Annotated in this window: 7 protein-coding genes; 3 read left to right on the top strand and 4 right to left on the bottom strand. The window is 68.0% G+C overall.

Annotation, left to right across the window (positions count from 1 at the left end; translation table 11 throughout):
* On the top strand, positions 1-1,479 hold a 1,479-nt coding region (gene norR, locus I71_RS11830), incomplete at its 5' end, for a nitric oxide reductase transcriptional regulator NorR (protein ID WP_042695061.1).
* On the top strand, positions 1,476-1,742 hold the full coding sequence (locus I71_RS11825) for a DUF1488 family protein (RefSeq protein ID WP_042695058.1): 267 nt from the start codon (positions 1,476-1,478) through the stop codon (positions 1,740-1,742). The genes norR and I71_RS11825, both read left to right, overlap by 4 nt.
* Here I71_RS11825 and I71_RS11820 read toward each other — a convergent pair.
* The 4 genes from I71_RS11820 to I71_RS11805 all read right to left on the bottom strand — a co-directional run bounded on the left by I71_RS11820 (position 1,739) and on the right by I71_RS11805 (position 5,860).
* Positions 1,739-3,022, bottom strand: coding sequence for a TRAP transporter large permease (locus tag I71_RS11820; protein WP_042695057.1), 1,284 nt, complete (start codon positions 3,020-3,022; stop codon positions 1,739-1,741). The two genes, I71_RS11825 and I71_RS11820, sit on opposite strands and share 4 nt — an antisense overlap.
* Positions 3,019-3,558: a TRAP transporter small permease gene (locus tag I71_RS11815; protein WP_042695056.1), complete on the bottom strand. Its 540-nt coding sequence runs from the start codon at positions 3,556-3,558 to the stop codon at positions 3,019-3,021. Before I71_RS11815 ends, I71_RS11820 begins: the two co-directional genes overlap by 4 nt.
* 79 nt (positions 3,559-3,637) lie before the next feature.
* The gene (locus tag I71_RS34955) at positions 3,638-5,485 is read right to left on the bottom strand and encodes a histidine kinase N-terminal 7TM domain-containing protein (RefSeq protein WP_049976060.1); all 1,848 of its coding nucleotides are present in this window, start codon (positions 5,483-5,485) and stop codon (positions 3,638-3,640) included.
* Positions 5,486-5,656: 171 nt separating this feature from the next.
* Positions 5,657-5,860, bottom strand: a complete 204-nt coding sequence (locus I71_RS11805; protein WP_199902159.1) for a general stress protein — start codon at positions 5,858-5,860, stop codon at positions 5,657-5,659.
* 201 nt (positions 5,861-6,061) lie between these two features.
* On the opposite strand from I71_RS11805, the gene I71_RS11800 reads away from it, so the two are divergent.
* The coding region (locus tag I71_RS11800) for a sigma-54-dependent Fis family transcriptional regulator (RefSeq protein WP_049976059.1) at positions 6,062-7,380 on the top strand (1,319 nt) is incomplete at its 3' end.

Here is a 7,380-nt window from a genome sequence, read left to right as displayed (position 1 = left end):
GACCTGATGAGTCGCCATCTGCCTTGCGATGCCTGTGCGTTGCTGCGGCATGACACCGGTGGGAGCATGGGCGTTGTCCCGCTCGCCACCCGCGGGCTCAGCCCCGATACGCTCGGCCGGCGCTTCAAACTGGACGAGCATCCCCGCCTGCAGGCGATTGCACACGCCGGCGATGGCCCGTTGCGTTTTCCCGCCGGCTGCGAGTTGCCCGACCCCTATGACGGGCTGATCCCCGACCTCAATCAACGGCTGCATGTGCATGACTGCATCGGGGCGCCCATGGCCGTCGATGGCCGGCCATGGGGCATGCTGACCCTGGACGCGCTGAACGAGGGGCGCTTCGACGGTTGGGAAGCGGCGATCGCCGGCTGGGCAAGGCTGGCCGCCGACCTTGCCGCCGTGGTGGAGCGGCGCGCATCCCTGACCGGCGACGGCGGGGGCGCCTTGCGGATCCTCGACGATCCGTCTCACGGACCCGGCCTGGATCCTGTCGGCGGCAGCCCGGCGATGGCGGGCCTTTTGACCGAGATCGACACCGTGGCGGCCAGCGACCTCGTCGTTCTGGTGCTGGGCGAGACCGGCGTGGGGAAGGAACTGGTGGCGCGGCGGCTGCACGCCCGCTCGTCCCGTGCCGCTGGCCCGCTGGTCCATGTCAACTGCGCCGCCCTGCCCGATGCGCTGGTGGAAAGCGAGCTGTTCGGCCATGTGCGCGGGGCCTTCTCCGGGGCAATGGCCGACCGGCGCGGCAAGTTCGAGCTGGCCGACGGCGGCACCCTGTTCCTGGACGAGGTCGGCGAACTGCCGCTGGCGGCCCAGGCGAAGATGCTGCGGGCGCTGCAGAATGGCGAGATCCAGCGCGTCGGCTCCGACCGCCACATCACCGTCGATGTGCGGGTGGTCGCCGCCACCAACCGCGATCTGGCGGCGGAGGTGAGGGCGGGGCGTTTCCGTGCCGATGTCTATCACCGGCTCAGCGTCTATCCGCTGCGGGTTCCGCCGCTGCGCGACCGCGGCACCGACATCCTGCGGCTGGCTGGCCTGTTCCTGGAGCGCAACCGGGCACGGCTGGGCCTGCGCAATCTGCGCCTGTCCCCCGCGGCGGAGCGGCGCATGCTGACCTATCCCTGGCCGGGAAATGTGCGCGAACTGGAGCACGCCATCGGTCGTGGTGCCATCCGTGCCCGGGTCGCCCGCCCGCCGGACGGCGGCGTGCTGACCCTGACCCCGACCGACCTGGGTCTGGAAGACGGGGAAGGGAGTGCGGCGGCGGTGTTGGTGCCGGCGCGGGAAGCCTGCCCGCCGGAAACGCCGGAGGTGCCGGACCTGCCGCTGCGCGTCGCGGTGGAGGATCTGGAACGCCGGATGATCCGCGAACATCTGGCTCGCCATGGCGGCAACTGGGCTCAAGTTGCGCGCGCGCTCGGCCTTGACCGCAGCAACCTGTTCCGCCTTGCCCGCCGGCTGGGGTTGCGGGAATGAGCGGAGACGGTCTGTCCTGGCGCGCGGACATCGATGCGCTGGTCTTCCGCCCGGCAGGGCATGGCGGCTGGTGCGCCATTCACCGGTTGGCCTTCCGTGACCTGCTCGGCATGCGGGCGCCGAAGCCTGAGGATTGCCTCGCCTTTGCGGCTTCCCACCGCGCCGCCTTCGAGGCCGCGGCCGTCGGCAAGATCGCCCGGCGCGGGTACGACGCCGCCGCCAGTCTGCACCTGACCAGCCGCGACGTCGCCCTCCTGCTCTAGAAGCCCATGTGCCGCGGCATCCATAGCGCCAGATCCGGCCACACGATCACCGCGACCACCACCAGCAGCATGGTGGCCAGCGGCCACATCACCCAGCGCAGGGTGCTTTCCATCGTGCAGCCGGTCATACGGCAGGCCACCATCAGGTTGACCGCCATCGGCGGGGTGAACTGACCGACGGCGATCATCAAGGTCAGGATGACCCCGAACCATGTAAGGTCCCACTTGTAGGCGGTGGCGATGGGGATCAGCAGTGGCAGCAGGATGATGAAGATGGAGATGCCGTCCAGGAAGGTGCCGACGATGGTCAGAAGCACCACCAGCAGGGCCATCACGCCATATTCGCCAAGTCCTGAATGGATGATGGCGTCGGCGATGGGATCGATCACCGACAGGGTGCTCAACGCCCAGCCGAACACGCTGGCGAGCGCGATCACCGTCAGGATGATGGCAGAGATCTCAGCCGCCTCCACCAGCATGGAATAGAGATCGCGGAAGCGGATGCTGCGGTAAACCACCATGCCGAGCAGCAGGCCATAGGCGACCGCGATCACCGCCGCTTCCGTCGGGGTGAAGATGCCGAGACGCAGGCCACCCAGGATGATGACTTTGGCGAACAGGCCGAGCGATGCGTCCCACAGGCTGCGCCAAAAGGGCGGGCGTGGTTCGTGCGACAGCTTGGCGCCCAGATTGTATTTCCGCGCCAGCCAGAAGACCGGGATGATCAGGGCCAGACCGGCCAGCGTTCCGGGAATGATGCCGGCGGCGAACATCGAGGTGGTTGGGGCGGCCGGCACCAGAACGCTGTAGATGATCAGCGCGACCGACGGCGGGATCAGGATGTCGGTGGCCGCGGCAGCGGCGATGACGCTGGCGATGTAGGGGCGGGGATAGCCGGCGCGGATCATGCTGGGCGCCATCACACCGCAGACCGCGGCGGCAATGGCCGGGCCGGATCCGGAGATGCCGCCCATCATCATCGCCACGATAACGGCGATGACCGCCAGGGCGCCCTTGCCTTGGCCGACGATGGCGGTGGCGAAGCGCACCAGCTTCTGCGCCACGCCCGAGCGGTCGAATATGGTGCCGGCCAGCACGAACATCGGGATGGTCAGCAGCGGATACTTGGCGATGCCGGTATAGACGCTGGTCGGAACCGAGATGACGCCGAGATGGGCGAAGGCGATCGCGGCGGTGCCGGCCAGCCCGAGAGCGGCCGCGATCGGCACGCCCAGTACCATCATCACCAGGAAGGAGCCGAAGAGCAGGGTGGTGATCACGGTTCGCCCTCCGGGATATGTCCGGTCTCGAGCGGTTCCGTGCCTTTGTGGATGCGGATCATGCGTCCGATGGTGCGGGCCAGCACCATCAGCGACAGGACCGGCAGCCAGACCGTATAAATCCACTGCGGCAGTCCCAGCGCTGGCGACGTCACCTCGAACCGGTAATCGTCCCAGGTCGCCCAGGTGCCGTAAACCAGCAGCAGCCCGTACATCAGCGCGACGCAGGCCATGGCGAACTGTTCGGCCCGGCGGCGGTTAACGGGCGACAGTTTGTCGGTGACGAAGGTGATGCGGATGTGACGGTCCTTCACCACCGCCGCCGAGGCGCCGAGGAAGGTCAGAATCACCATCAGCGCAATCGAATACTCCTCGGTGAAGGCGAAGGAGACGTCGGTCAGGTAGCGAACCACGACGTTGGCGAAGGTGATCAGCGCCACCACCGCCATGGTGACGGCGACCAGCACCTCTTCGATGCCCAGGGGGACGCGGGGTTTCGGCACCGGCCGGACGACGGTAGGGTCGTGATCGCTCATATTGCCAGGGTCCAGATGGAGGGAGCGGGATTATTCCCTTCACCGGGCAATCAATGCAAGAAACGATCTCTCCCACCGATCAATCGGCCGGCATGCCCGCCATCCGGTCCTCGCAGAGCGTTTCCTCGCCAAAGCTATCCTCACCCAGTGGAATACTCAGGGTGAAGGTGCTGCCCTCGCCCAGCCGGCTCTCCACCGTCACCGCACCGCCATGCAGCGCCACGATACGGCGGACCATGTTCAGCCCGACGCCGCTTCCGGCCGCCGTCCCGGTGTTGGACGCGCGGAAGAAGCGGTCGAACACCCGCGCCCGCTCGCTGTCCGGGATCCCGATGCCCTGGTCGGCAATCGACAGCGCCAGCTGCGACCGCCCATCCGGCCCGTCCTCGCTCCAGGCCCGCAGCCGGACCGGCGTGCCGGGAGCCGAGTATTTCAGCGCATTGTTCAGCAGATTGTGGACGCACAGCTCCAGCATCGGACCGTCGCCGACGATCCGGGCCGGGCAGCCGTCCAGCTCCAGTTCGATGCGCCGGCCGGGGGCGGCATCGCCTTGCGCCGAGGCGGCGGCGCGCAGCAGGGCCGGGAACTCCAGCCGGTCGCGGCGTAGCGCGAAGGCGGGGTTGTTCAGCCGGTCGTCGGCCAAGCAGGTTTCCAGGATGTTGATCTGCCGGCGGACGGCACGCCGGATCTTCTCCAGCCGCGGCAGCATGCCAGGGGCCTTGACCTCCGCATCCATCAGCAGGAGCTGGGCGGCGCCGTCGATGATGGCGAGCGGCGTCTTGAACTCGTGGGCCGCCATCGACAGGAAGCCGTTGAGCGCCCGCTTGGCCTCCTGTTCCGCAACCAGCCGCTCCTCCGTTTCCAGCCGCGCGAGGTCGAGGCGGCGTACGGTGTCCTCCAGCCGCATCTCTGCCAGACGGCGGTGGGTGACATCGCGCAGCATCACCAGGCAACCGACCTCGCGCCCGCCGCCGCCCGCCGTCAGCGGCACCCAGGTCACCTCGAAGATGCGCGGGCAGTCGCCGCCGTCCAGCGTCAGCGGTCCCGGTGCGGTCGCCGACATGGCGGCGACCATCGTGGACAGGGCAGACAGCCCGGGCAGGTCGGCAAGCCGTCGCCCGATCGCGGCATGATCGCCGGCAAGCGCCTGTGCTGCCGGATTGGCCTCCACCACGGTGCCGTCGCTGTCCAGCACCAGCACCGGGTCCGGCACGGCGTCCAGCAGCGCATCGCGGGCCACCGGCAACAGCTCGAACAGGCGCCGCCTGGTGATCAGCCAATAGAAGATCCCGTCCATCATCAGGAAGCTGAAGGCTGTCGGATCCAGGTCGAACAGGGTCAGGTTGCCGAAGATATAGCCGGCATTGGCGGCCCACGGCACCGCCATCACCACCAGGAAACCAAGGTAATGGGTGCGGTAAGCCGGCGTCGCCCGGTGGATGCTGCTGGCGGTGACGACGATGCTCATCACCATGAAGGCGTAGATGTAGAGGGTGACGAAGTAGAACAACAATCCGTGGCTGTAGACCAGGGCGGCACCCGGTTCCGCGTTGACCGGGTGGACGGCGCTGTAGAACAGGTGGTGGGCGTCGTTGGTCAATGCCACCATCCAGGTCGCCAGGCCGATGGCCACCAGCACCAGCCGCCAGCGCGCCGGCAACTCGCCCCTGGTGTAGGACCACAGGAAGAACGCCCACAGGCTCGGCGTACAGACGATGCCCAACCAGGCCATTTCCGCCCACAACAGCTTGTCGGCGGGAGCCGGCACCATGCTTTCGACAGCGACGGCCGTCGACCACCAGGCGGCCGACAACTGCATCAGGACGAAATCGGTGCGGCCGGGAAAGGCGGGCAGGGTCCAGCTGCGCGCCGCGATCCACAAGGTTGCCACGACCGCAGCCAGAAGCAGGACTGATGGCAGGCTCATCGCGGATCGGTCATTGCGGTGCGCTCGGGAAGGGCGGGAAGGGGAGCGGCCGAACAATGAACCCTCTGACCAACCCGGCGCAAGGCCGCAACCGAAAAGAAAAAGCGCGCCACAGGGGCGCGCTTTTCCGGACTTGGCGGGACCGGCAGCCGGGGGCGGCCGGCAGAGACCTCACCCCTTCTTGTTCTGGCCGCCATGGCTATGCTCGCCACCTTTGTGGCCGGCTTCGGCAGCGCGCTCCGGGTCGTTCTTGAAGTTGCCGCCCGAGGATTTTCCGCCTTTGCTGCCGGCTTCGGCAGCGCGTTCCGGATCATTCTTGAAGTTGCCGCCGGAATGCTGGCCGCCGGCGCTGCGACCTTCGTTCTGGTTCGCCATGTTGGTGATTCCCATTTTGTTGAAAACGCAACTACGCCCTCCCCAACAGCCTTGCCGCCGATGGGTTGCGCCGCCTCTGCCATCGGTACAGCCGGCCCATTCCGAGTTGTTGCCCTGGGATGGGCATGTCGGCTGGGGCGCGCGCTGCGCCCTCTTGTGGCGCGGTTGCGGTTTTGACAGCGGCGTCCGATAACGGACGGGATGGAACTGACGGAGACGAACGGCGTGGCGGATCGGGATGACGGACACTTTCTCGATGCGTCGCCCGACAGCGCGGCGCTGCTGCGCAGCCGGGCCATTCCCTCGCTGTTCGAGGCGCTGGAAACCCAGTCCGAGGGCACGGTCGCGGTCGACCGCGACGCGCGGGTGGTGTGGATCAACGCGAAATACGCCCGGATGCTCGGCATTTCCGATCCGGCCGAAGCCATCGGCCGCGAGGTGGAGGAGATCATCCCCCACTCGCAAATGCGTCAGGTGCTGGCGACCGGCCAGCCGATCCTGCTCGACCTGATGCTGTTCGGAACCCAGCGGCTGGTGGTGACGCGCTTTCCGCTGACCGACGATGCGGGAGCGGTGATCGGCGCCGTCGGCTTCGTGCTGTATGACAGCCTGCACCGGCTGAAGCCTCTGCTGGCCGAGCTGTCGCGGCTGGAGGCGGAACTGGCGGCGACCAAGCGCCGGCTCGATGAGGGGCGGCAGCCGCGCTACACGCTGCAAAGCTATGTCGGCGACAGCCCGGTCTGTCTGGAGGTCAAGCGCAAGGCCCGCCTTGCCGCCCGCACCGACGCGCCGATCCTGCTGCTGGGCGAGACCGGCACCGGCAAGGAGCTGATCGCCCAGGCCATCCATGGCCTGTCGGCGCGCAGCGGCCGCTCCTTCGTCGGCGTCAATGTGGCGGCGATCCCGGAAACGCTGCTGGAGGCTGAATTCTTCGGCGCGGTGCCCGGTGCCTATACCGGGCTGGACCGGCGGGGACGGGAAGGCCGCTTCAAGACCGCCGACGGCGGCACTTTGTTTCTCGACGAGATCGGCGACATGCCGCTCGGCCTCCAGGCCAAGCTGCTGCGCGCCTTGCAGGAGCAGGAGATTGAGCCGCTGGGATCGGACCGGCCGGTGAAGGTGGATGTCCGGGTGATCGCCGCCACCAACGTCGATCTGGAGCAGCGGATCCGCGACGGCCGCTTCCGTTCGGATCTCTATTACCGGCTGAATGTGCTGCCGATCCGCCTGCCGGCCCTGGCCGAGATGGGGGGCGGGTTGGAGGCCATCGCCGAATCGATCCTGCAGGAGATCGCCGCCCGCACCGGGCTTCCCTTGCGCGGCCTGACTCCGGAGGCGGTGGAGGCGCTGGGTCGCCACCGCTGGCCCGGCAATGTGCGCGAGCTGCGCAACGTGCTGGAGCGCGCCTGCCTGCTGACCGACAACAGGCGCCTGACCGCCGACGACCTGCGGGAGGCGTTGCCCGATCTGGCCGAAGTCGAACCGGCGGCGCTTNCCGGCACGGTCCGGCCGGGCCGTGC

The sequence above is a fragment of the Azospirillum sp. B506 genome (assembly GCF_000333595.1).
In the GTDB taxonomy this organism is placed as follows: Bacteria; Pseudomonadota; Alphaproteobacteria; order Azospirillales; family Azospirillaceae; genus Azospirillum.
The sequence above is the reverse complement of the archived record's forward strand: the minus strand, read 5'-3'. Positions and strand labels throughout refer to the sequence as shown.

Excerpts from the sequence above, each read along its gene's own strand:
- I71_RS11825 (WP_042695058.1), top strand. The coding sequence starts at position 1,476 with ATGAGCGGAGACGGTCTGTCCTGGCGCGCGGACATCGATGCGCTGGTC.
- I71_RS11815 (WP_042695056.1), bottom strand. The coding sequence starts at position 3,558 with ATGAGCGATCACGACCCTACCGTCGTCCGGCCGGTGCCGAAACCCCGC.
- I71_RS34955 (WP_049976060.1), bottom strand. The coding sequence starts at position 5,485 with ATGAGCCTGCCATCAGTCCTGCTTCTGGCTGCGGTCGTGGCAACCTTG.
- I71_RS11805 (WP_199902159.1), bottom strand. The coding sequence starts at position 5,860 with ATGGCGAACCAGAACGAAGGTCGCAGCGCCGGCGGCCAGCATTCCGGC.